18 protein-coding genes and 1 other RNA gene are annotated in these 23,631 nt (G+C 69.3%); 8 read left to right on the top strand and 11 right to left on the bottom strand.

What is annotated here, in order from left to right; all coding sequences use genetic code 11:
* Window positions 1–64: 64 nt before the first annotated feature.
* The 5 genes from ABT009_RS00450 to ABT009_RS00430 form a co-directional block, all read right to left on the bottom strand.
* Window positions 65–1,090: a hypothetical protein gene (locus ABT009_RS00450; RefSeq protein ID WP_351287741.1), complete on the bottom strand. Its 1,026-nt coding sequence runs from the start codon at window positions 1,088–1,090 to the stop codon at window positions 65–67.
* A 40-nt stretch (window positions 1,091–1,130) separates the two neighbouring features.
* Window positions 1,131–2,561 (bottom strand): acyltransferase family protein, encoded by a 1,431-nt coding sequence (locus tag ABT009_RS00445; RefSeq protein WP_351287739.1) that lies wholly within the window; start codon window positions 2,559–2,561, stop codon window positions 1,131–1,133.
* Window positions 2,558–4,726, bottom strand: a complete 2,169-nt coding sequence (locus tag ABT009_RS00440; protein WP_351287736.1) for a bifunctional polysaccharide deacetylase/glycosyltransferase family 2 protein — start codon at window positions 4,724–4,726, stop codon at window positions 2,558–2,560. Before ABT009_RS00440 ends, ABT009_RS00445 begins: the two co-directional genes overlap by 4 nt.
* A complete protein-coding gene (locus ABT009_RS00435; RefSeq protein WP_351287733.1) occupies window positions 4,727–5,593 on the bottom strand; it encodes a hypothetical protein in 867 nt (288 codons plus the stop codon). It abuts the gene before it with no gap.
* Window positions 5,594–5,743: 150 nt separating this feature from the next.
* Window positions 5,744–6,721 (bottom strand): LysR family transcriptional regulator, encoded by a 978-nt coding sequence (locus ABT009_RS00430; RefSeq protein WP_351287730.1) that lies wholly within the window; start codon window positions 6,719–6,721, stop codon window positions 5,744–5,746.
* 84 nt (window positions 6,722–6,805) lie between these two features.
* Here ABT009_RS00430 and ABT009_RS00425 point away from each other — a divergent pair, with 84 nt between their 5' ends.
* The 7 genes from ABT009_RS00425 (at window position 6,806) to ABT009_RS00395 (ending at window position 17,874) form a co-directional block, all read left to right on the top strand.
* Window positions 6,806–8,146, top strand: a complete 1,341-nt coding sequence (locus ABT009_RS00425) for an MFS transporter (protein WP_351287727.1) — start codon at window positions 6,806–6,808, stop codon at window positions 8,144–8,146.
* A gap of 201 nt (window positions 8,147–8,347) precedes the next feature.
* Window positions 8,348–9,640 carry an ABC transporter substrate-binding protein gene (locus tag ABT009_RS00420; protein ID WP_351287724.1) on the top strand — a complete coding sequence of 431 codons (1,293 nt, stop codon included), beginning with the start codon at window positions 8,348–8,350 and terminating at the stop codon, window positions 9,638–9,640.
* Window positions 9,640–10,608, top strand: coding sequence for a carbohydrate ABC transporter permease (locus ABT009_RS00415; protein WP_351287721.1), 969 nt, complete (start codon window positions 9,640–9,642; stop codon window positions 10,606–10,608). The genes ABT009_RS00420 and ABT009_RS00415 overlap by 1 nt, the downstream gene beginning before the upstream one ends.
* 53 nt (window positions 10,609–10,661) lie before the next feature.
* Window positions 10,662–11,426, top strand: coding sequence for a carbohydrate ABC transporter permease (locus ABT009_RS00410; protein WP_351288561.1), 765 nt, complete (start codon window positions 10,662–10,664; stop codon window positions 11,424–11,426).
* 16 nt (window positions 11,427–11,442) lie between these two features.
* Window positions 11,443–13,779, top strand: a complete 2,337-nt coding sequence (gene yicI / locus ABT009_RS00405) for an alpha-xylosidase (protein ID WP_351287718.1) — start codon at window positions 11,443–11,445, stop codon at window positions 13,777–13,779.
* Window positions 13,780–13,807: 28 nt separating this feature from the next.
* Window positions 13,808–14,818: a LacI family DNA-binding transcriptional regulator gene (locus ABT009_RS00400; protein WP_351287715.1), complete on the top strand. Its 1,011-nt coding sequence runs from the start codon at window positions 13,808–13,810 to the stop codon at window positions 14,816–14,818.
* A 107-nt stretch (window positions 14,819–14,925) separates the two neighbouring features.
* Window positions 14,926–17,874, top strand: a complete 2,949-nt coding sequence (locus ABT009_RS00395) for a glycoside hydrolase family 3 protein (RefSeq protein ID WP_351287712.1) — start codon at window positions 14,926–14,928, stop codon at window positions 17,872–17,874.
* 221 nt (window positions 17,875–18,095) lie between these two features.
* On the opposite strand, the gene ssrA is transcribed toward ABT009_RS00395, so the two are convergent.
* From ssrA to ftsE, 5 genes are all read right to left on the bottom strand, one after another.
* Window positions 18,096–18,464, bottom strand: a transfer-messenger RNA (tmRNA) gene (gene ssrA, locus ABT009_RS00390).
* Between the two features lie 151 nt (window positions 18,465–18,615).
* Window positions 18,616–19,095 (bottom strand): SsrA-binding protein SmpB, encoded by a 480-nt coding sequence (smpB, locus tag ABT009_RS00385; RefSeq protein ID WP_351287710.1) that lies wholly within the window; start codon window positions 19,093–19,095, stop codon window positions 18,616–18,618.
* 18 nt (window positions 19,096–19,113) lie between these two features.
* Window positions 19,114–20,289 (bottom strand): S41 family peptidase, encoded by a 1,176-nt coding sequence (locus ABT009_RS00380; RefSeq protein WP_351287707.1) that lies wholly within the window; start codon window positions 20,287–20,289, stop codon window positions 19,114–19,116.
* A gap of 68 nt (window positions 20,290–20,357) precedes the next feature.
* Complete coding sequence (gene ftsX, locus ABT009_RS00375) at window positions 20,358–21,275, bottom strand: permease-like cell division protein FtsX (RefSeq protein ID WP_351287704.1); 918 nt, start codon at window positions 21,273–21,275, stop codon at window positions 20,358–20,360.
* Window positions 21,276–21,323: 48 nt separating this feature from the next.
* Complete coding sequence (gene ftsE / locus ABT009_RS00370) at window positions 21,324–22,013, bottom strand: cell division ATP-binding protein FtsE (protein WP_351287701.1); 690 nt, start codon at window positions 22,011–22,013, stop codon at window positions 21,324–21,326.
* A 319-nt stretch (window positions 22,014–22,332) separates the two neighbouring features.
* Here ftsE and ABT009_RS00365 point away from each other — a divergent pair, with 319 nt between their 5' ends.
* Entirely contained in the window at window positions 22,333–22,524 is a 192-nt protein-coding gene (locus ABT009_RS00365; protein ID WP_351287699.1) for a hypothetical protein, read from the top strand.
* A gap of 186 nt (window positions 22,525–22,710) precedes the next feature.
* Here the strand turns inward: ABT009_RS00365 and ABT009_RS00360 are convergent, their stop codons facing one another.
* Window positions 22,711–23,340 carry an LPXTG cell wall anchor domain-containing protein gene (locus ABT009_RS00360; protein WP_351287696.1) on the bottom strand — a complete coding sequence of 210 codons (630 nt, stop codon included), beginning with the start codon at window positions 23,338–23,340 and terminating at the stop codon, window positions 22,711–22,713.
* Between the last annotated feature and the right edge of the window lie 291 nt (window positions 23,341–23,631).

Raw genomic sequence — 23,631 nt, 5'->3', positions numbered from 1 at the left:
GGACCACGCCCGGTGAGCAGGCGCGATAAGCCCCCGAGCACCAGGTTCAGGGCATCCGTCCGCCTCAGCGCTGCGGGGGCTGGGGCTGCTGCGGATACGCGGCGGGGGCGCCGTAGGGGCCCTGGGCCGACGACTCACCGTACGGGCCGGGGACCTGGGGGGCGTGGGCGCCGGGCGCCTGCGGCGGGGAGTACGGGCCAGGGGCCTGCGGAGCGTACGGGCCAGGGGCCTGCGGAGCGTACGGGCCGGGAGCAGGCGCACCGTACGGGCCGGGTGCTGGGGCGCCGCCGTACTGCCCGGGTGCCGGTGCACTGTACGGACCGGGTGCCGGTCCGCCGTACTGCCCGGGTGCCGGTGCGCCGTACTGCGCGGGAGTGCCCGCCTGGGCACCGTACGGCCCGGGGGTGCCCGGCGCACCGTACGGGCCAGGCACGGGTGCACCGCTCGCACCCGGACCCTGGACCCCGTACGCACCCGCCGCGAAGGGGTTGCTGTGGCCCGGCAGCCCGCCGCCCGGCGGGAGGTAGCGCACGCGCCCCGTCTCGTCGGTCACCGGGGTGAAGCCGGCGGACCGCAGCCGCGCCGCGAACTTCGCGTTGCGCTTGCGCGTGACGGCGATGCCGACGCCCAGGACAGCCATCAGCACCACCCATGTGCCGATGATGAACGGGATACCGTCGTCGGCGCGGCCAAGCCCGATCAAGGCACCGACGGTGAAACCGACAGCGCCGAGGGCCATGCGCTTCTCGGCACTCTTGCCGGTCAGGTCGAAGTTGAGACGCGCCTTGAGCAGCTCCAGGGCGTCCGGCACGAGGGGCGGCAGTGGCCCGCCACTGCCCGCCTGCGGATACTGCGCCCAGTTCTGCGCGGCGCGCTGCTGCGCCGCCGGGCTGGGGTCGGGGACGACGACCATCTTCAGCGAGCTGTTCCGCCCGCCCCCCTGCCGGACGTCCGCGTACTGGTACCCGAACTGCTCGGCGATGAAGGCGAGCCGGGCGAGCTTCTTCACGGACGCCATGGCGCTCGTGAGCTCGACGGCCTCCCCGGTCGCCATGAGCTGGAACATCTTCCGCACCTGGCGGTCGCTCACAATCATCCCCTCCGTTTCGGGCACTGCGGCGGAGCGGCCGCTACCGCGCCCGTGCCCGCGTCTTCTTCGCCCCGTTCGGCCACAGCCGCGGACTCCGCTTCGCCGCCAGGTCCTCGAGCCAGCCCACGGCCAGGATCGCCGCGCCTATCAGGGGCCACACGAGCGCGAACATCCACAGCGAGTAGGTCGTGTCGAGGGCGGAGGAGAGGCGGTCGTTCATGAACGGCAGGTCGTACGCCAGGTCGATGATCGGAACCGTAGCCATGATCAGCATGTTGTGCCAGAGGTAGATCGTCACGGCTCGGTTGTTGGAGAGCGTGACGAGCTTGTCCCATTTCGCCAGGCGGCCCGGCAGCTGCTGCCACGACGGGGAGTAGACGAGCAGGATCACGACGAAACCGAAGGACCAGGTGGCCTGGGCGAGCGGGATGTCGTTCAGGTCCCAGCCGTCCGGGCCGAGGTGGCCGGAGGCCCACCACAGGCCGAAGGCCATGATCAGAGCCGAGCAGGAGACCGCCACATAGCGGGGGATCCGCTGCAGTACGCCCTCGTGGTGGGCGAAGCCCAGGACCCAGCAGCTGCCGAAGACGGCGAAGTCCGTGACGGCGTTGCCGGTCTCGCCGGGGATCGTCACGATGCCCGTCCCGACGACCGCCGTCAGGGCCAGCGGGGCCAGCAGCGTCACCCACGGCACGCGGCGGAACGCCCACAGCAGCAGCGGGGACGCGATCACGAACCACAGGTACGCCCGCAGGTACCACAAGGGGCCCGCCGCCTGGGCGGGCCAGGTGTCCTCGAGGAGGCCCGCCTTGTCACCGATGTGCCACGGGAACGGCGGGGCGCCGATCGGGACGATGTAGTTGAACAGGCTCGCCCAGCCCCATGTGCCGCCGTGGTCGGGATCGGTGCCCGGGTTCCAGCCGCCCGCGAACAACAGCACGAGCACCGCCGCGCTGAACGCCCACATGGGCGGCAGGAGCCGGCGGACTCGACCCCGGATCACGCCCAGCGCGGGGCGGTTCAGTGAACGTGCCATGAGCGAGCCCGCCAGCGCGAACATCACGCCCATGGAGGGGAACAGGATCGTCAGCCATGCCCAGCCGAAGAGGTGGTAGACGACGACGCGGACCAGCGCGATGGAACGCAGCAGGTCCAGGTAGCGATCGCGGCCCGGCTTCTTGGGTGCCGCCCCCGCAGGAGGCGTCTGCGTGGGAGGCGTGTGCTCGGTGCGCGGTGGGAGCTGCTCGGTGGTGAGCGAACGCGTGGAGTCGCCCAGGATGTCGCCCAGGCCGGTCGGCCCGTACGACCCGTCGGCCGCGGGGTAGCGCGCCCCGGCCCCGCGCTGCGACGGAAAACCGAACGGCGACGTTGCCTCGGCCGGCGTGGCCCCCGAGGCGGCCCCGGTCCCGGGCGCCGACGCGTCCCCCGTCCCGTAGGGAGACGCGCCCCCGGTCCCGTACGGATACGTCATGCCACCGGCCTCCGATCACCGCTGCTCGCCACTCTCTGCTGGGGCACGGCGCCCGGCGCCGCCTCCACCACTCCGGTGCGCCGGAGTTTCTGCCAGCGCAGCCGGCCTCCGGTGAGAGCGGTGATCCAGGACTGGAGCAGGACCACGTACATGAGTTGCCGGTACAGGATCTGCTGGAGCGGCAGGGATATCAGATGGGTCATGCGCTCGCGGTCGAGCCGGAAGGCGTAGGCCGCGCAGACGGCCTGGATGGCGAGGACGCCGAGCCAGGCGCCGACGGTCTTCTGCGTGGGGCCGAAGACCAGCCCGTACAGCAGGAAGACGTCGATCAGCGGGGCCAGCAGCGGGGCGACCACCATGAACAGGGACACCAGCGGCAGGCCGATCCGGCCGAAGCGGCCGGACGGGCCGCTCTCGATGATCGCCCTGCGGTGCTTCCAGATCGCCTGCATCGTGCCGTACGACCAGCGGTAGCGCTGGGACCACAGCTGCTGGACGGTCTCGGGGGCCTCGGTCCAGGCGCGGGCGTTCTCGGCGTAGACGACGCGCCAGCCGTCGCGGTGCATCGCCATGGTGATGTCGGTGTCCTCGGCGAGCGTGTCGTCGCTCATGCCGCCGACCCGCTCCAGCGCCGTGCGGCGGAAGGCACCCACCGCGCCGGGGATGGTCGGCATGCAGCGCAGCATGTCGTACATCCGGCGGTCGAGGTTGAAGCCCATCACGTACTCGATGTGCTGCCAGGCGCCGATGAGCGAGTCCTTGTTGCCCACCTTGGCGTTGCCCGCGACGGCGCCGACCCGTGGGTCGCCGAAGGGCTGCACGAGTTCACGGACGGTGGACGGCTCGAACACCGTGTCGCCGTCCATCATCACGATGACGTCGTAACGGGCGTTGGCGAGGCCGCGGTTGAGCGCCGCGGGCTTGCCGGCGTTGAGCTGGCGCACCACGCGGACGTTGGGCATCCGCATGTCCTCGACGATGCGTGCCGTGCCGTCGGTGGAGCCGTCGTCGATGACGATCACTTCGATGGGATGGTCGCTCTGCGCCAGCGAGTTCACCGTGTGGGTGATGCACTTGGCCTCGTTGTACGCGGGGACCAGCACCGACACCGGTTCGGTGACCGGCGGCCCCCAGCGGAAGCCGCGCCGCCGTACGCGCCGGGCGTGCACTCCGGACAGCACCAGCATGAGGCCGAAGCGGGTGAAGACGAGGACACCGATCGCGGCGAGGCCGACGACGAGGACGCCGGTCACGTTCTCGGAGGCCTCGACCAGGTACACCCACGCCTTGCCCTTCCACAGCTCGAGGCCGGTAACGGGCGTGTGGGCGCTCGGTGCGTCCAGGGCTTCGGTGAGGTTGGCGAACTCGTACCCCTTCGCCTGCAGTTCGGGCAGGAAGCGGTCGAGCGCGGCCACGGTCTGCGAGCGGTCGCCGCCGGAGTCGTGCATCAGCACGATGGCGCCCTGGTGGCCCTTCGGCGTGGCCCGGCGGAGGATCTCGTCGACGCCCGGCCGCCGCCAGTCCTCACTGTCGGTGTTGTTGACGACGGTGATGTACCCGCGGCTGCCGATGTACTCGGTGACCGGCCACGACGCGTTGTCCATGGCGTCGGAGAACGACGAGTACGGCGGGCGGAAGAGCGACGTGCGGATACCGGCGGCGCCGGCGAGCGCGAGCTGGTTCTGCGACAGCTCCCAGTCGATGCGGTTCTTGGACTGGTACGACAGGTCGGGGTGGTTGAACGTGTGCAGCCCGACCTCGTGGCCCTCTGCCACCATGCGCTGCACGAGCTCCGGATAGCGGGAGGCCATCGTGCCGGTGACGAAGAACACCGCGTGCGCGTGGTGTTCGGCCAGCACGTCGAGGACCTTGGGGGTCCACGTCGGGTCGGGGCCGTCGTCGAAGGTCAGCACGAGGCGGCGCTCCGGCACCTTCAGCGTGGTGGCCTCGCCGCTGCGGGTGTCGATGACCGGGCCGCCCTCGAGGACCTTCTCCGGCACCTTGTCGGCGGCCACCGGCGGGCGGACGCGGTGGTCGGCGAGGATCTCGCTGTGCACATAGCCGCGGAGCATCAGCATCGCGAGCAGGGCGACCAGGATCAGCGACGGCAGCAGGTAGCGCATGGGCAGCCTGCGGCGCTGCGCACTGCGCGGGCGGGAGGTCATCTACAGGGTGCTTTCCGAGGACGAGGAGGAAGCGGACGGTTCGGACGGGGTGCCAGGGTCCAGCTCCACGGGGACCTCGGCGATCGGGCTCTCCGCCACGGTGTCCGTGCCGTCACCCTCGCCGCTGGTCGACGTCGGCTCGGTGGACGGCTCAGCGGTCTCCGTCGGCTCGGGGTCGACCGGATCGGTCGAGGGGCCGCCTCCGGTCGGGTCGGGGCCGGGACCGGGGTCCGCGGAGCTGCTGTCGTCGGGGTCGGGCTCGCTGCTCGTCGTGGGGTCGGGGTCGGCGGTCTTGCCCGGCTTGCTCGCGCTGGCGCTGGGGTCGGGCGAGGCGCTGGCACCCGGAGAGGTCGTGATGCCGTTGGTGCCCGACGGGCTCACGCCGGGTGCGGTGCCCACCGAGCCGGACGGGCTCGCAGGGTCGGCGGGCAGCGGTGACGTCTCCACCTGGCTCGCCGGTTTGTCCTCGTCGTTCTGGCCGGTGATCGGCAGCCAGGGTGCGCTCGAGTTTCCCGAGAGCAGGGTCCCCACGATGACCACCGCGTAGACCGCGCAGACCGTGCCGACGGCGATGCCGATACGGCGCAGGGTGCGGCTGCGGCGGCCCGAATCGTCGACGAACACCGGGACTTCGTGACCGCCCTGCTTCTCCTGGGCGGTCAGCCGGCCCTCTTCGTACCCGATGGCGTCGAGTTGGACGGTGACCTCGTTCGGGTCATGGTCCCGGGCCAGGCCGGCATCATCGGGCGTATCGGGCCACCGTGCGGCGCCGTCCGCCCAGCCGTCGTCGTCAGGACCTTCCGGGTCGTCCGCCTGTCCGGCGTCCTCCGCCAGCCGGGCGTCTTCCCGCCACTTTTCCACGCGCATCCGCACTTCCCCCCTGGGACTGAACCGGGTGCGCGTACGACTCCGGGCACCTGCCGTCGGATCGGGCCCCCACCCGATCCGAGCGCCCCCCTATCACACTGCGCCCGGACCATGAATGTAGCGCACCGGAGTGACAGTCGTATCGCTGAGTCAGTCCTGGCTCAGCATGACGCGGGCGTCCCCGGCCGGAATCCATCCGTTCGTGGGCCGGCGGAGCCATCCGTGCCGGCTCGCCAGAGTCGCCGCTGCCTCACGCAGCGCGTCGAGAGCCGGATGCACCAGCCCCTTCGGCCACACCAGTGACACCGGTGACAGCGGCACGGGATCGACGAGGGGCCGCAGCACGGTGCCGGGCATGGCCGGAAAATCCACCACGGCCAGTACCGGGTTCCGGTACTTCGCCATGATCCGCTGGAACTCCTCGGCGCCCATCGCCAGCGGGGCCGGCGGCGCGATCTCTATGCCCCGGCCCTCGAAGAGCCGGTGCGCCAGCTCGGTCCACTCCGGTGTGCGGGGGTTGCCGGCGCCCGCGTACACGGTCTCGCCCGCGAGCTCGTCGAGCGGTACGGCCTCGCGGTCCGCCAGCCGGTGGTCCTTCGGGAGGACGACGGCCATCGGTTCGTATCTGACGGGCTGTTGCGCGAGGCGGCCGCGTAGCGCGGGGTCGAGGCCGGCGTACCGCCCGAACGACGCGTCGAGGCGCCCGGCGAGCATCTCGGCCGCGGCGCCGGTGAGTCCGCTCTCGAAGCGGGCCATCAGCTCGCAGTCGGGCGCGAGTTCACGGGCGTGGTCCAGGATCCGGCCGAAGACCAGGCCGGGGCTGTTGACGTCCACGAGCAGCGGGCGCCCCGGAGCCGGCGTCCCGCGGCCGAACGCGGCCAGCAGCGCGTCCTGCGCCTCCAGCACGCGCCGCGCATACGGGACGAGCCGCTCGCCATGGGCGGTCAGGGCGACCTGCCGCGTCGTCCGTACGAAGAGGTCGGCGCCCAACTCCCGTTCCAGGCGCCGGATGTCGCGGCTCAGGGCCTGCTGTGCGACGTACAGCCGGGCGGCGGCGCGGGTGAAGTGCAGCTCGTCCGCGACGGCGAGGAAGGCTCGGAGGAGGCGGGGGTCCAGGGCGTCGGGCACTCGGCGAACTTACAACGCAGGTGCGTCAATCGGCGCCGAGAAGGTGTTGGACCTGGGGAAACGAGGGCGGGCACCGTTTGGTGCATGCCACAACAACCGTCTTCGATGTTCCTGGCCGTCACCGGGGATTCCCTGATAGCGGCGGCGGTGCCGCGTGCGCGTGACCTGGTGGACGACGAGCCGCAGCGCGCCCGTCCGGGCGGCGGGCGCCTCCCCCGGCGGCGACCCGGGAATCCGGTGAACCCGTACGCCCGTCTCTTCGCCATCCCCGGCGCCCGAGCGTTCACGATCGGGAATCTCATCGCCCGGCTGCCCATGGGCATGTTCAGTGTGAGCGCCGTGATCATGATCGCCGGGTCGCGCGGCTCGTACGCACTCGCGGGCGCGGTGACGGCGACGGGGCTGGCGGCGACGGCCGTGGTCGCCCCCTGGACGGCACGGCTCGTGGACCGCTGGGGGCAGGCGCGGATCGCGGTGCCCGCCACGGCCTTCGCGGTGCTCGGCAGCATCGCGCTGCTGCTGTGCGTGCGCTGCGGAGCCCCCGACTGGACGCTGTTCGCCGCGTACGCCGCGACGGCCACGACACCCAACACCGGCGGCATGTCGCGAGCCCGCTGGTCCCACCTGCTCAAGGGCGACGACAAGGCGCTGCACGCCGCGAACTCCTTCGAGCAGTCCGCGGACGAACTGTGCTTCATGCTCGGTCCGGTGCTGGCCGCGTTCCTTTGCGGGACGTTCTTCCCGGAGGCGGGCACCCTGGTCGGCGGCGTGCTGCTGATGACCGGCATTCTCGTCTTCGCCGCCCAGCGCTCGACCGAGCCGCCGCCCCGTCCACGTACCGCCACCACGGCCAGGTCACCCCTCCGCGCGCGCGGGATGCCGCCGCTGCTCACCGCGTTCCTCGCGACCGGCGCGGTCTTCGGGTCGATGGAGGTCGTGACGATCGCGTTCGCGGATGCACAGGGACACAGGTCCGCCGCGGGTGTGGTGCTCGCGCTGCAGGCGGCCGGTTCATGCGCGGCCGGGCTGCTGTACGGAGCCGTGAAACCGGCCGGCCCGGCGGAGCGCCGCTATCCGCTGTGCGTGGCGGCGATGACGGCCCTCATGTGCCTGCCGATGGCGGCGGCCGCGCTCACCGGGAGCCTGATCATCGTGGCCGGTTCGCTGCTGATCGCGGGGATGGCGACGGCTCCGACGATGATCACCGGGATGACGCTGGTGCAGCGTCGCATCCCGGTTGACCGGTTGAACGAGGGCATGACTCTCGCGGTGACCGCCCTGCTCGGCGGCATCGCGTGCGGCTCGGCCGCGGGCGGCTGGGTGGTGGAGCACGTGTCGGCCACGGCGGGATACGGGGTTCCGGTCGCCGCGGCCGCGACTGCGCTGCTGGTCTCGCTGGCGTCGGCACCATCGGCCCGACCGTAGCGCCGTGCGACCGCTCGCACACATCTGCCAGAAATTCCGTCCAGCCCATTGACGCACCTACAGCGCGCACATAAGTTCCCGCATCGAAGCGCTTCGACGATGATCATCGAAACGATTCGACGAGGTTCGACGGCATTCGACAGCGCGGCGTCATGTGATCCACCGGCAAGTGATCTTCCCACTCCCCTTCGGAGGCACTGGATGTTGACGGCACGAAGGCGTGCGGCGGCAGTGGCGGCTGCGGTTCTTTCGGGAACCCTGCTCCTGGCCTCCTGCAGCGACTCGGACAGCGGTTCGTCCGACGCGAAGACCCTCAAACTCTGGCACTACGAAGGCCCGGACAGCGCAATGGCCCAGGCCTGGAACGCGGCGATCAAGGAATTCGAGAAGACGCATCCCGGCGTGAAGGTGAAGTTCGAGGAGAAAGGCTTCGAGCAGATCCAGAAGACCGCGTCGATGGTGCTCAACTCGGACGACGCGCCCGATCTCATGGAGTACAACAAGGGAAACGCGACGGCCGGTCTGCTCTCGAAGCAGGGGCTGCTCACCGACCTGACTCCGGAGGTCGAGAAGCGCGGGTGGGACAAGCTGATCGCGCCGAGCGTCCGCACGACCAGCCAGTACGACGCCAAGGGCGTGATGGGGTCCGGCAACTGGTACGGCGTGCCGAACTACGCCGAGTACACGATGGTGTACTACAACAAGGACCTCTTCAAGAAGTACGACATCGCCGAGCCGAAGACCGTCGACGATCTCACCAACGCCATGGACACCTTCGTCAAGAAGGGAATCACGCCGCTCGCCAACGCGGGCGCTGAGTACATGGCGCAGCAGTACCTCTACCAGCTGGCGCTCTCCCAGGCCGACCGCTCCTGGGTCGATTCCTATGAGCTCTACAAGGGTAAGACGGACTTCCACGACGCCGCCTGGACGTATGCCGCAGAAACCTTCGCGGACTGGGTGAAGAAGGGCTACATAGCGAAGAGTTCGAGCGGCACCAAGGCCGAGGACGCGGGCGTCGCATTCATTTCCGGCAAGAATCCCATTCTGTTCTCGGGCAGTTGGTGGTTCGGCCGGTTCAAGGCGGAGATCAAGTACGACTGGGGCACTTTCCTGTGGCCCGGATCGAAGATGACGCTCGGTTCCGGCGGAAATCTGTGGGTGGTGCCGAAGGGCGCCAAGAACAAGGATCTCGCCTACGACTTCATCGACATCACGATGAAGAAGAAGTACCAGAACCTGCTCGGCAACAAGGGCGGTGTCCCGGTCGCGGCCGACGCCTCCGCCATCACCGACGAGCAGTCCAAGGCCCTCATCGAGAACTTCAACACGCTGTCCACCAATGACGGCCTCGCCTTCTACCCGGACTGGCCCGTCCCCGGCTTCTACGACGTCCTCGTCTCCGAGACGCAGAAGCTCATCACGGGCAAGGCCAAGCCGGACGCGTATCTCGACGCCCTGCAGAAGGCCTACGACGACGGTGTGCCCCAGTAATGACCGTGCTCGCCGAACGGAGCGGCGGGGGCCAGGCGCCTAGTAAGGCGGCCCGGCCCCCGCACCGCCCCCGCCACAACTCGTACGCGCTCTTCCTGCTCCCGGGAGGGCTCGCCTTCCTCGCGGTCGTCGTCCTGCCGTTCCTGATGAACACGGGCGTGAGCTTCACGGACTGGCAGGGCGTGGGGTCGCCGAAGTGGACGGGGCTCGACAACTACCGCAGGCTCCTCGAGGACGACGCGTTCTGGGAGTCGTTCCGCCACAGCCTCGCGATGGTCGTGGCGATGGCGGTCCTGCCGACCGCCGTCGGCCTGGTGCTCGCCGCCGCCCTGTTCGACTTCGTCGCCAAGCACTTCGGCTCGAAGACGGCGGCCGTCCTGCGGGCCTGCTTCTATCTGCCGCAGGTGCTGCCGATCGCGGTCGCGGGCATCGTGTGGAGCTGGATCCTCGCCCCCGAGAACGGCTCGCTGAACGAGCTCCTGAAGGCCATCGGCCTCGGCTCGCTGCAGCAGGACTGGCTGGGCGATCCCGACATCGCGCTCTACAGCGTCATGGGCGTGATGGTCTGGGTGCAGATCGGCTTCCCGCTCGTGGTGTTCATGTCCGGGCTCCAGCGCGTCGACCCGGGGCTGTACGAGGCCGCCGAGCTGGACGGGGCCGGCTGGTGGCAGCGGTTCTGGCACGTCACGCTGCCGCAGATCCGGCCCGAGATCTACGTCGTCCTGCTGTGGTGCACGATCGCGGCGCTCAAGGTGTTCGGCGCCGTGTACGTACTCACCAAGGGCGGTCCCGGCGGGGCGACCAACGTCCCCTCGTACTTCTCGTTCCAGAACTTCTTCGAGAAGACGCAGGTCGGATACGGCTCGGCGGTCGCCACCGTACTGACCGTGATCATCATGGCGCTGGCCCTGGTGGGCCTGCGTCTGCAGACCCGCGCTGAGGACGCGGAGGAGGGGGTGGCCCGGTGACCGCCGTGCGCAGATACCCGGTGCTGGCCGCTCTCGTCATCGCGGCCCTCTTCATGGTCCTGCCGTTCCTGATCGTCACGCTCAACGCGGTCAAGTCGCCGGCCGAGTACTCCGCGAACGGGCCGCTCAGCCTGCCCGACGGCCTCTACCTCGACGGCCTGAAGGACTTCTGGGAGCGCGTCGACTTCGGGCAGAAGCTGATCAACTCGGTGCTGATCAGCGGGTCGGTGGCGGTCGGCGCTGTCGTCCTGTCGGTCCTCAACGCGTACGCGATCGGCATCGGCCGGATCAAGGGCCGCCCCTGGGTGCTCGCCTTCTTCGTCCTGGCGAACATGCTGCCGCAGGAGGCCCTGGTCTACCCCGTCTACTACCTGTCCAAGGAAGTCGGCCTCTACGACACCCGGCTCAGCGTCATCATCGTGTTCGTCGTCATCCAGTCCGCGTTCGGGACGTATCTGCTGTCGTCCATCCTCGGCCAGTTCCCGCGCGAGATCATCGAGGCGGCCCAGATCGACGGGGCGAACAAGTGGCAGGTCCTGTGGCGGATCGTCGTCCCGGTCAGCCGCCCCACCATGGGTGTGCTGATGGTCCTGTTCTTCATCTGGACGTGGAACGAGTTCCTGCTGCCGCTGGTCATGCTGATCTCCAACGACAACCAGACCGTGTCGGTGGCGCTCGGCGTCCTTCAGGGCCAGCGCCTGATGGACGCCACGATGACGAACGCGGCCGCTCTGCTGGGCGTGCTGCCCGCCATCGTCTTCTTCCTCGTCTTCCAGCGGACGCTCACCCGCGGCATCGCCGTGGGCGCGGTCAAGTAAGGGGTGTACGAAGCCCATGAAGTTCACCGACGGCTACTGGCTGCTGCGCGAAGGGGTCACCGCCGCTTACCCGGTCCAGGTCCTCGACGTCACCTCCGAAGAGCCCGGCACCCTGCAGATCCACGCCCCGACCCAGCCCATCCGCCACCGCGGTGACCTGCTGAAGGGACCGGTCGTGACCATCAGCGCGCACGCCCCGATGCCCGACGTCATCGGCGTCACCGTCACCCACTTCGAGGGCGAGGAGGAGCGCGGCCCCCGCTTCCAGGTGCACGAGGCGCCCGACGGGGAGTTCGCTCCGCAGGTGTCGTACGACGAGGAGCACGCCGTGCTGACGGCGGGCGCGCTGTCCGTACGCGTGGCCCGCACCGGGCCCTGGCACGTCGACTTCCTGGCGGGCGGCCGGACGCTGACCACCAGCGGCACCAAGGCCATGGGCATCATGCGGGACGCCGAGGGCGGGCACTACCTGCGCGAGCAGCTCAACCTCGGCGTCGGCACCTCCGTCTTCGGGCTCGGCGAGCGCTTCGGCCCGCTGGTCAAGAACGGCCAGGTCGTCGACATGTGGAACGCGGACGGCGGCACCGCCACCGAGCAGGCCTACAAGAACGTGCCGTTCTACCTCACCGACGCGGGCTACGGCGTCTTCGTCGACCACCCCGGCAAGGTCTCCTTCGAGGTCGGCTCGGAGGTCGTCTCGCGCGTCCAGTTCAGCGCCGAGAGCCAGCAGCTGACGTACTACGTGATCTACGGGCCGACGCCGAAGGAGATCCTGCGCAAGTACACGGCGCTCACCGGCCGGCCCGCGCTGCCGCCCGCCTGGTCGTTCGGACTGTGGCTGTCCACCTCGTTCACCACCTCCTACGACGAGCAGACCGTGTCGTCCTTCATCGACGGCATGCGAGAGCGCGACCTGCCGCTGTCGGTGTTCCACTTCGACTGCTTCTGGATGCGCGAGTTCAACTGGTGCGACTTCGAGTGGGACCCGCGCGTCTTCCCGGACCCGGAGGGCATGCTGGCCCGCCTGAAGGAACGGGGCCTGCACATCTGCGTCTGGATCAACCCGTACATCGCGCAGCGGTCGCCGCTGTTCGCGGAGGGCAAGGCGCTCGGCCATCTGCTGAAGAAACCCGACGGCAGCGTGTGGCAGTGGGACCTGTGGCAGCCGGGCATGGCGCTGGTCGACTTCACGAGCCCGGCGGCCCGTGACTGGTACGCGTCGAAGCTGGAGGCGCTGCTCGCACAGGGCGTCGACTGCTTCAAGACCGACTTCGGCGAGCGCATCCCCGTCGACGTCGCCTACGCGGACGGCTCGGACCCCGAGCGGATGCACAACTACTACACCTACCTCTACAACCGCACCGTCTTCGATGTCCTCCGCAAGCACAAGGGCGAGGGCGAGGCCGTCGTCTTCGCCCGCTCGGCGACCGCGGGCAGCCAGCAGTTCCCGGTGCACTGGGGCGGCGACTGCGAAGCGACGTACGAGTCGATGGCCGAGTCGCTGCGCGGCGGGCTCTCGCTCGGACTGTCGGGCTTCGGCTACTGGAGCCACGACATCGGCGGCTTCGAAGGCACCCCGTCAGCCGCCCTGTTCAAGCGGTGGATCGCCTTCGGTCTTCTCTCCTCGCACAGCAGGCTGCACGGCTCGTCGTCGTACCGCGTGCCGTGGCTCTTCGACGAGGAGGCCGTGGACGTCCTGCGGCTGTTCACCAAGCTCAAGCTGCGGCTCATGCCGTATCTGTACGAGGCCGCGCGCACCGCGCACGCCGAGGGCATCCCGATGATGCGCGCGATGGTGCTGGAGTTCCCCGACGATCCGGGGTGCGCACATCTGGAGCGGCAGTACATGCTCGGCCCGGACCTGCTGGTCGCGCCCGTCTTCTCCGACGAGGGCGATGTGTCGTACTACGTGCCCGAGGGCACCTGGACGCACTTCCTCACCGGCGAGACGGTCACCGGGCCGCGCTGGGTGCGCGAGCGGCACGGCTTCCTGAGCGCGCCCGTGCTGGTGCGGCCGGGTGCGGTGATCCCGGTGGGCGCGGTGGAGGACCGGCCCGACTACGCGTACGCGGACGGCGTGACGCTGCAGGCGTACGGCCTGGAGCCCGGCGCCCAGGTGACGGTGCCCGTCGGCGACGCGACCTTCACCGTCGTACGCGAGGGGGACACGCTGCGCGCCTCGGCGAGCGACCCGGTGACGCCCTGGCAGCTGTCGGCCGAGGGGCGGACGGTGCGGGCGGAGGCCGGCACCGGATTCCTCACGCTGGAGCTGGACCACGGCTCCTCCGGCACATCCGGTACATACGGCACATCCGGTACCCGCGGCAACCCTGCTACGTCCGGCGCCAACTGACAGGTACTCGACCGCCGAGGGGGAAGTCTTGGTCAAGATCACAGATGTGGCGCGGCACGCCGGGGTCTCCCCCAGCACGGTCAGCTACGCACTGAGCGGCAAGCGCCCCATATCGGAGGAGACCCGCCGACGTATCGAGGCCTCCATCCGCGAGCTGGGCTACCGGCCGCACGCCGGTGCGCGGGCGCTGGCCAGCAGCCGGTCCAATGTGCTGGCGCTGGTGGTGCCGCTGCGTACGGGCATCCATGTGCCGGTCGTCATGCAGTTCGCGGTCTCCGTGGTGACGAGCGCACGGCAGCACGACCACGACGTGCTGCTGCTCACGCAGGAGGAGGGCGAGGACGGGCTGCGGCGGGTCGCGGATTCGGCGCTCGTGGACGCGCTCATCGTCATGGACGTCCAACTGCGCGATCCCCGGCTGCCGTTGCTGCGCACGCTCGACCGGCCCTCGGTGCTCATCGGCTTCCCGGCCGAGCCCGACGGGCTGACCTGCATCGACCTGGACTTCGAGGCGGCGGGCCGGGCCTGTGTGGAGCATCTGGCGCTGCTCGGGCACCGCTGCGTGGGGCTCGTGGGGTCGCCTCCCGAGGTGTACGCGCGCGAGACGGGCTTCGCCCAGCGTGTCGTCCAGGGCTTCACCGCGACCGCCGAGCGGCATGGTCTGACCTCGGCCTTCCTCCCGTGTGAGGCGACCCCGGCGGCTGCCCGGCAGGTCGCGGAGCGTTTACTGCGCGAACAGCCCGCGCTCACCGGGGTCGTCGTGCACAACGAGCCGGTCGTGGAGCCCCTGATCGAGGCTTTCGAGCAGCTGGGGCTGCGTGTGCCCCGCGATCTGTCCGTCACCGCGATCTGCCCCGACGAGCTCGCCGAGCAGGTCCGTATCCCCGTCACTTCGATCGCCATCCCGTCGGCCGAGATCGGTGCGCGGGCCGTGGAGCTGCTGATGAAGAAGCTCGACCGCATCCCCGTCCCGGAGGCCACGCTGCTCGCGCCGCGGCTGACGGCGCGCGCGAGCTCGGCGCCACGGCCGGCCCACTGACGGGCCCATTGCATTGCGGCGGCCGCCGTACGGCCGCCGTACTCCCCCCCCCACGTAGTCGCATCACTTCGCCAGCTGCAACGACGCACACCGAAGGAGCCGTAAACGTGAGAGGCACCAGACCGCGCAGAGCAAGAGCAAAAGCAAGACGCACAGCCATACCGGTCCTGGCCCTGGCGCTGCTGGCCGGACTCGGCGCCACCACCGCCCCCGCCGCTGCCGACGACCCTGCCTACCCCTTCCGCGACCCCAGGCTCTCCGTCGACCAGCGGGTCGACGACCTGCTCTCCCGCCTCACCCTCGACGAGAAGATCTCCCTTCTCCACCAGTACCAGGCAGCGATCCCCCGCCTCGGCATCCAGTCGTTCCGCACCGGCACCGAGGCCCTGCACGGCGTGGCGTGGCTCGGCAAGACGACCGTCTTCCCGCAGGCCGTCGGGCTCGCCTCCACCTGGGACCCCGCGCTGATCAAGAAGGTCGGCTCGGCGGTCGGCGACGAGACCCGCGGCTTCCAGCAGGAGCGGCCGGCCGGCTGGGGCCTGAACGTGTGGGCGCCGGTGGCCAATCCGCTGCGCGATCCGCGCTGGGGCCGCAACGAGGAGGGCTACTCCGAGGACCCGTATCTCACGGGCAGCATGGCCACGGCATACGGCACGGGCCTCACCGGCGGCGACCCCGACCACCTCAAGACGGCACCCACCATCAAGCACTTCCTCGGCAACAACAACGAGATCCTGCGCGACCAGACCTCGTCCGACCTGCGCCCGCGGGTCCTCAAGGAGTATGAGGAACAGGCGTTCAAGCCGGCGATCGAGGCCGACGCGGTGACAGGCGTGATGTCGTCGTACAACCTGGTCAACGGCCGCCCGGCGACGGTGAACCCGATGATGGACGACACCGTCCGCGGCTGGACGGACCAGGAACTGCTCAACGTCACGGACGCCTACGCACCTGGCAACCTGGTGAACAGCCAGAAGTACTACGACACGCAGGCCGAGGCCGACGCGGCCGCGCTGAAGGCCGGCATCGACAGCTTCACCGGGGACGACGCCAACTCCGCGCCCACGACCACCGCGGTCAAGAACGCCCTGTCGAGCGGGCTGCTCAAGGAGTCGGACGTCGACGAGGCCGCCGGGCACATCCTGAACATCCGGGTCCGGCTGGGCGAGTTCGACCCGGACGGCGGCCCCTACGGCAAGATCGACAAGTCCGTCATCAACAGCCCGGCCCACCAGAAGCTCACGCGCGAGGCCGCGGCCGACGCGATGGTGCTGCTGAAGAACCAGGACAAGGCCCTGCCGCTGAAGGCGTCGGACACGAAGAAGGTCGCGGTCGTCGGCCCGCTCGCCGACACCCTCTACACCGACTGGTACTCGGGCACGCTGCCGTACGAGGTGACGCCCAAGGAGGGCATCGCGAACAAGCTCGGCTCCGCCGGTGACGTCACGAGCAGCGAGGCCGTCGACCGGATCGCCCTGAAGAACACGGAAACCGGCAAGTACGTGACCGCGGGCACGGACACCGGCGGCGCGGCGCTGAAGGAGAGCTCCACGACGGCCGGGACGGACGCCCAGTTCGACGCCTTCGACTGGGGCGCGGGCGTGCTGACGCTGCGCTCGGCCGCCAACGGCAAGTACGTCGGCTACAACTGGTCGAACTTCGTCAACGATCAGGCGCAGCCCGGTGGCTGGTTCGTGCAGCAGCAGTTCAAGCTGGAGAAGCAGGACGACGGGACGTATCTGCTGCGCTACGCGGGCTACGAGACCAGAGAATCCTGGTGGTCGAACCCGGTCTACCTCGGCCCGACCGGGGAGGACGGCACGCTCGGCCTGGTCTCCAAGGAGAACGCCGCGCACTACACGAAGGACGTGGTCCGCAGCGGCGTCGACGAGGCCGTGGCAGCGGTCAAGGGCAAGGACACGGCGGTCGTGGTCGTCGGCTCGATGCCCGCGATCAACGGCCGCGAGACCAACGACCGGACCGACATGGGGCTGGCGTCCTCGCAGGAAACGCTGGTCAAGGCGGTGAAGGCAGCCAACCCGAACACGGTCGTGGTCGTCGAGAACAGCTACCCGACGACGCTCGGCAACCTCCAGAAGGAGATCCCGGCCCTTCTGTGGACCACCCACGCGGGCCAGGAGACGGGCAACGCCCTCGCCGACGTCCTGTTCGGCGACGTCAACCCGGCCGGCCGCCTCACCCAGACCTGGTACAGGTCCGAGTCGGACCTCCCGTCGATCCTCGAGTACGACAACATCAAGTACGACCGCACCTACCAGTACTTCAAGGGCGATCCGCTGTACGCCTTCGGGTACGGGCTGTCGTACACGACCTTCGAGTACGGCCAGGTGAAGCCGGTCAGCGGCGGCTACGAGGTGGCCGTCACGAACACCGGGAAGCGGGCGGGCGACGAGGTCGTGCAGCTCTACACCCACCAGCGGGTCTCGCGCGACAAGCAGCCGCTGAAGCAGCTGAAGGCGTTCCAGCGCGTTCCGCTGAAGCCGGGCGAGACGAAGACGGTGAAGCTGAAGGTCGCGACGAAGGACCTCGCGCACTGGGACGTGACCCGCTCCAAGTGGGTCGTGGAGACGGGCACGTACGACGTGCTGGTCGGAGCCTCGGCCGACGACATCCGCACCCGTACGTCGGTGAAGGTCAAGGGCGAGACGATCCCCGCCCGGGACCTGACGAAGACGACGCGTGCGGAGAACTTCGACGACTACGAGAGCATCCGTCTCGTCGACGAGTCGAAGGAGCGGGGCACCGCGGTGGGTGCCACGGGTTCCGGCGCGTGGCTGAAGTTCGCCGATGCGCAGCTCAGTGCGGGCGCGGATGAGTTCACCGCGCGTGTGGCGGGGACAGGCCCCGGGACGGTCGAGGTCCGCCTGGGCTCCCCGACCGGCACGCTCGTGGGGACGGCGAAGACGGCCGGCACCGGCTCGGCGTACACATACGAGACGGTGACCGCCGACCTCTCGGCCGCCGCGAAGGGCCGCCAGGACGTGTACCTGGTGCTCAGCGACGGCCTGCGGCTGGCCACCTTCTCCTTGCGCTGACCGCAACAAGAACGGCCGACCACCTCTGGGGAGCGGTGCCCCGGGGGTGGTCGGCCGACTTCAGTTCGATCGGTGCGAAAGGGTCGGGGCGCCGACAAAGTCGGGCGCCCACGTCATGGGGGTGCGGGTGGCAAAGCCCCCGCAACGCGCGGCGAAGCCGCGCAAAAACGACGAAGGCGAGGCGGTCTGCGCTTTCCGCAGACACACCTCGCCTATCGCCTTCGTGGAGATGGCGGGAATCGAACCCGCGTCCAACGGTGCGGAATCAGGGCTTCTCCGTGTGCAGTCCGCTTCGCTTTTCTCGGCCCCGGAGATCACGCGGACAAGTCTCCGACGGGCTCAGTCACTGTTTGATTTCCCTCTTCACCCCGTGACCGGGATCAAGGTTTAGTCCCCTAGCTGATGCCAGGATCCGGGTCGGGAACAGCCCCGGGCTGACACTTCGCAAGTCGCTACTTAGGCAGCGAGGGCGAAGGAATCGCGCTTGGTTTCGGCGATTATTTTTTTCGGCCTGTGGTTTACGAGATCATGGCCGCTTCCTCGACACGCTTCCCCTGCTTCGACAGCCGCTGTCGAAACCGATCATCCCCATGTTGATTTTTCAAACCGCGCCCCCTCTGCGAGGGGCAGGTGCCATCGTACTTGACCAACGGACGACGGTGCCAGCGTATTCCCACCAGGGCACCCGGAGGATACGCAGGCCCGGCGAGCCGCAGCAGGCTCAGGCCCGCTGCCTCCGCCTCAGGCCCGCTGACTCCGCCGAACCGCCGACATCGTCCGCTCCGCCTCCCGGCGGTCCTGCTTCTCGCGCAGTGTCTGCCGCTTGTCGTACTCCTTCTTGCCCTTCGCCAGCGCGATCTCGATCTTGGCGCGGCCGTCCTTGAAGTACATCGCAAGGGGCACGATCGTGTGACCCGTGTCCTGGGACTTGGACCACAGCTTCTCGATCTCCGCGCGGTGCAGCAGCAGCTTCCGCTTGCGGCGGGCGCTGTGGTTGGTCCAGGTGCCCTGGCTGTACTCCGGCACGTGCACGTTGTGCAGCCACGCCTCGCCGCCGTCGAGCTGCACGAAGCCGTCCACCAGCGAGGCTCGCCCCTGACGCAGCGACTTCACCTCGGTACCGGTGAGGACCAGACCGGCCTCGTAGGTGTCGATGATGAGGTAGTCGTGCCGCGCCTTCTTGTTCTGCGCGATCAGCTTGCGCCCTTTTTCCTTTGCCATAGTGCGGCCATTTTCGCACTACGAGGGGGATCCGAGGCCACTCAATACCGTCTCGGCCTGCTTCTGCGCGCCTTTGCCCGCCTCGAGGTCGGGTGTGATGCCCCGGCCGTCGACGGTGCGCCCGGACGGGGTGCGGTAGTGGCCGACGGTGAGCTCGGCGACGGAGCCGTCCGGCAGCCTGCTCGGCATCTGCACTGAGCCCTTGCCGAAGGTCCTGGAGCCCACGACGACCGCACGGCCCCGATCCTGCAGGGCGCCCGCGAGGAGCTCTGCCGCGCTCATCGTGCCGCCGTCGACGAGCGCGACGACCGGTCTCTCCGTGTCGCCGCCGGGGTCCGCGTGCAGCGCACGCTCCTCGCCCCGCACGTCGTACGTCGCCACAAGGCCGCCGTTCAGGAACGCGGAGGCCGCCGTCGCGGCCTCGCTGACCAGGCCGCCGGAGTTGCCGCGCAGGTCGAGGAGGACACCAGCGCCGGCGGGAGCGTCGCGCACGGCTGACCGTACGCGGTCGCCGGAGCCCTTCGTGAAGGCCGCGATCCTGATCAGCACGGCGTTACCCGGGAGCTGCCGGACAGTGACGGAGTCCGTGGACAGCAGGGCCCGGTGCAGGGTCACGCTCCACGCGCGCGTGCCCCGCCGCATACCGAGGGTCACGGGGCTGCCGGCGGCCGCGCTCTTCTCGTCGCCGCGCAGCAGGGCCACGACCTCGGTGGTGGGCCGGCCCGCTATGCGCTCGCCGTCGACGGTGTGCAGCCAGTCTCCCGCGCGGATGCCGGCCCGCTCGGCGGGCCCGCCGGACTGGACGCGGGCCACCTGGATCCGCCCGTCGTCGGCACGCCTGGCCCACAGCCCGACACCGGTGTACTCGCCTTCGAGGGCCTGCTCGAACTTCTCGTACTCGTCGGGCGAGTAGACGGCGCCCCAGCGGTCCCCGCTGCGGCTCACGGCCCGTTCGGCCGCCTCCGTAACGGACTTGCCGTCGGCCATCGCTTCTTCGGCCGCCTCGGTCACGTCCTGCTCGTGCGCGGCGGAGACCGAACCGAGGGAGCCGGAAGAGGACTTACGGGACTGACCGGGCTCCGGCTGCCAGGAGCCGGTGGCCACACCGGTGGCCAGCACGCCCGCGAAGACCAATGTCAGGGCCGCCCCGCGGCGCACGCGGCGGGGCTTGGAGAACAGGTCAAGACCTGACATGACGGTGAGTCTAGGACAACGCAGAGCGCCGCACGGTGCGTTGGACCGCGCGGCGCTCTGGTCATGCGTCACACCTTCAGGTACTTGCGCAACGCGAAGAACGCCGCCATTGCCGGCATCAGCAGGCCGATCGCGAGGACGAGCGGCAGCTTGGCGAGCACGGCGTCCCAGCCGATGAAGTTGATCAGATTGAGCTTCTCGGAGAGCGCGAGGCCGTGGTCGATGATGAAGTACCGGCCCACGAGCAGCATCACGCAGGCGACCAGGCCGCCGATGGCACCGGCGACCGCGGCCTCCATGATGAACGGCATCTGGATGTAGAAACTGGAGGCGCCGACGAGCCGCATGATCCCGGTCTCGCGCCGCCGGCTGAACGCCGACACCCGCACCGTGTTGACGATCAGCATCAGCGCGACGATCAGCATGAGCGCCATCACCGCGAGCGCCGCCCAGTTCATGCCGTTGAGCAGCCCGAAGAGATTGTCCAGGATGCCCTTCTGGTCCTGCACGGACTGGACGCCGTCACGCCCGTCGAAGGCGGTCGCGATGACCTGGTACTTCTCCGGGTCCTTCAGCTTGATGCGGTACGACTCCTGCATCTGGTCCGGGGTGAGCGAGCTGGCCAGCGGAGAGTCGCCGAACTGCTCCTTGTAGTGCTTGTACGCCTCGTCGCTCGACTCGTACGTGACGTTCTCGACGACCGGCATCTTCTTCAGATCGCTCTCGATCTGCTTCTTCTGCTCGGTCGTGACGGCGCCCTTGGCGCAGTTGGGGTCCGACTCGGCGTCGCTCTTGTTGCAGAGGAAGATCGAGACGTTGACCTTGTCGTACCAGTAGCCCTTCATCGTGCTGACCTGGTCGCGCAGCAGCAGCGAACCGCCGAAGAGGGCCAGCGAGAGGGCGACGGAGACGACGACCGCGAAGGTCATCGTGAGATTGCGGCGGAGACCGACGCCGATCTCCGACAGGACGAACTGGGCGCGCATGGCGTCTACTCAGGCCTTTCCGTGGACAGGTGCTTGGAGCTCGGGCGGTCAGTGCTGGTAGCCGTAGACGCCGCGTGCCTGGTCGCGGACGAGGCGGCCCTGCTCCAGCTCGATGACGCGCTTGCGCATCTGGTCCACGATGTTCTGGTCGTGGGTCGCCATCACGACGGTGGTGCCGGTCCGGTTGATGCGGTCGAGGAGCTTCATGATCCCGACGGAGGTCTGCGGGTCGAGGTTGCCCGTGGGCTCGTCGGCGATCAGCAGCTTGGGCCGGTTGACGAAAGCCCGCGCGATCGCGACGCGCTGCTGCTCACCGCCGGAGAGCTCACCGGGCATCCGGTCCTCCTTGCCGCCGAGCCCGACGAGGTCGAGCACCTGCGGCACGGACTTGCGGATCTCGCCGCGTGACTTGCCGATGACCTCCTGCGCGAACGCGACGTTCTCAGCGACCGTCTTGTTCGGCAGCAGCCGGAAGTCCTGGAAGACGGTCCCCAGCTGGCGGCGCATCTGGGGCACCTTCCAGTTGGACAGCCGCGCGAGGTCCTTGCCCAGGACATGCACCTGCCCGTGGCTGGTGCGCTCCTCGCGCAGGACCAGCCGCAGGAAGGTGGACTTTCCGGAGCCGGAGGACCCGACCAGGAACACGAATTCGCCGCGCTCTACCTCGAGGGACACATCCCTCAGAGCGGGGCGGGTCTGCTTGGGGTAGACCTTGGAGACGTTGTCGAATCGGATCACGGATGCACCACGGGTCGCCGGGGGTAGGTGACCGTGACCATACGCGAACCTGGCGGCGGGGCGCAGTCGGCGTCGTCACTTACTCGCTGGTTGCGCGTTTTGTCATGAAACGGAAGGGGCTGATTCCGGCGGCACAGGGCAGGATCCGAGGAGTCGCGCCGAATTCCGCGGAAGCTGGCACAGTGGTAGGGGGAACCGCAGTCCACTGTGGACCGTTGTTCAGGTAAAGACATCGCAACCATCGACTGAGCAGAACCCCGGCGGCAGACGACCAGCTCCGCGGGAGCGGCGCCGGTTCAGACGCAAGGAGGGCAAGCGCATGACCTACGACCGACTGGTGTGTGCGAACTGCGCTGCGCCCGTGAGCGAAGGCCGCTGCCCCGTGTGCCGGGCGAACCGGGAGCGGATGCAGCAGGAGGGCCCGTTCGGGGGCCTCAATCCGATGGCGCTGATAGCACTGCTCGCGGTGCTGATCGCGGCCGTGGCTCTGCTGGCACACCAGACCGCGTGATCAAGGGTCACTGCGCGTAACCACTCCGAGAGGCACCTTGCCGGGACTGCCGCCGACCGCGTACAGGACGTGACCGCGCACGAAGCGTCACCGCAGCACGGCATGCCAACGAGAAGGGCCCGGAGCCAGAAGCGCTCCGGGCCCTCACCCGTACCAGGCGTCGTAGGCATACGACGTCGCCGTTGATCAGACGGCGGCGCGGCCGCCCGCGAGGCGCGGCAGCAGGCGGAAGCCGATGCCACCGGCGATCATGGTGGCGGCACCGATCAGCAGGAAGGTGGTCTCGGCGGCACCCGTCTCGGCGAGCTCGCCCTCGTCCTTGGCCTCCGAGCCGGTGTCGGTCAGCGCTTCCTTGCCCTCGTTCTGCTCGACGGGCTGGGAGCCACCGTCCGGGTCGGTGTTGTCGTTGCCGCCGCCACCGTTGCCGCCACCGTTGCCGTTGCCGTGGGTCGGGTCGGCGGTCGGGTCGGGCTCCTCGGTGGGCTCGGTCGGCTCCGTCGTGGGCTCCGGCTCCTCGGTGGGCTCGGTCGGCTCCGTCGTGGGCTCCGGCTCCTCGGTCGGGGTCGGGTCCGCCGTGGGCTCCTCGCCCGGGATGCCGGTGTCGGACGGCGCCGGGTCCTCCGGCCCGTCGGCGGCCGGCACGTTCACGTCGACACCGACGCCGCTCTCGTCGGCCTTGGCGTCCACGCCCACGACACCCAGGTCGACACCGACGTCGAGGGCCGAAGCGGCACCGGCGGCGGTCAGCGAAGCACCGGCGGCGATCACCGCACCGGCTGCTATCCGCGCCACGCGGATCCGCGTCTTCTTGGTCATCTGCCTGCTACCCCCAGTAGCTCATCGTCAATGGAGCAGCGCCCAGGGCAGCGGCGGGGCAACTCCTTTGAGCAGGCCCCCCGTTCACACGCGCCCCAGAGATACGCATGCCGCGCGTTAGCCTTCCCAGTTTTCACAGCAACGTCAAGGTCGTTGCGCACGCGATGCCGGAAATGGGGGTACTTGACCGCCGTAAGGACATGTGAGTGTGATGTAAAAGGCAGACATTGCGGTACGCAAAAGGCAACTGCCGCTCACTGAGCGGCAGTTGCCTTGTCGACAAACCGGCAG

Origin of the sequence: Streptomyces sp. NPDC002896 (genome assembly GCF_040295225.1) — a bacterium.
Taxonomy (GTDB): Bacteria; Actinomycetota; Actinomycetes; order Streptomycetales; family Streptomycetaceae; genus Streptomyces.
Note: the sequence above shows the minus strand (reverse complement) of the source record. Positions and strands in the feature narration are given on the sequence as shown.